Annotated in this window: 1 protein-coding gene; it reads left to right on the top strand. The window is 61.3% G+C overall.

Features of this window, described 5'->3' with window-relative positions; translation table 11 throughout:
* Nucleotides 1–964 (top strand): hypothetical protein (locus GSQ75_RS07530; RefSeq protein WP_216840631.1); only part of this gene is annotated, 964 nt, incomplete at both ends.

The following is a 964-nucleotide window of genomic DNA, read 5'->3' as shown; positions in this document are numbered from 1 at the left end:
AGGGCGTGATCCGTGGCCTGGTACCCAATGATCTGGCGACCATGTACGGCGTCAGCACGATCCGCGGCAATGGCGTGACGGGAACGGGTGTCACCATCGCGGTGGTCGAAGACAGCGACATGGTGGCGGCGGACTGGACCAATTTCACCACCACCTTCAACCTGACCAAGTTCGGTGGCAGCTTCACACAGGTCAACCCGGCACCGAGCAGTGGTGTCAACAATTGCGAGGACCCTGACGCATATTACGGTGACACCCAGGACGACGGTGAGGCCTTGCTGGACGCGGAATGGTCGACGGCCATCGCGCCGGGCGCGAACATCGTGGTGGCTAGCTGCTCGGACGCATACGAGAACAATGGCAATTACTACGAAGCGACCTCCAACTTTTTTGGCGGTGTCTTCGTGGCTGCAACCAATCTGATCAATGAGTCGAGCGGTCGCCCCGACATCATCAGTGCCAGCTATGGCTTCGGTGAACAGTTCACCGACAGCGCCAGCAAGACGGGTATCGATCTGATGTGGGCGCAGGCCGATGCCGAGGGCATTTCGGTGTTCGTCTCCACCGGCGATTCCGGTTCCAACCCCAGCTTCAACGGCGCCGTCATCAACGGCCAATCGGGCAACACGGCGGTCGATGCCAATTCGTTCGCGACGTCGCCGAACGACACCGGCGTCGGTGGTACCGATCTGGCTGACATCATCGACGGCACCACCAGCAAGTACTTTGCGGCGACGCCGAGTGCGGTGGGTGGCTCGGCGCTGTCGTATGTGCCGGAGATTCCGTGGAACGAGTCGTGCGGCAACGGCGTGGCCGCCACGTCGCTGGGCTACGCGTCAGCGGTCGCTTTCTGCAATGCGGCTCTGGCTTATACGAAGAAACCGCCGTCTACGCCGACCAACCTCCAGTACTACGAAAACGTCTGGCAAACCTCCGAAGCGGGCAGCGGTGGTCCGTCCATGTA

The sequence above is a fragment of the Dyella sp. S184 genome (assembly GCF_009766065.1).
Classification (GTDB): Bacteria; Pseudomonadota; Gammaproteobacteria; order Xanthomonadales; family Rhodanobacteraceae; genus Rhodanobacter.
Note: the sequence above shows the minus strand (reverse complement) of the source record. Positions and strands in the feature narration are given on the sequence as shown.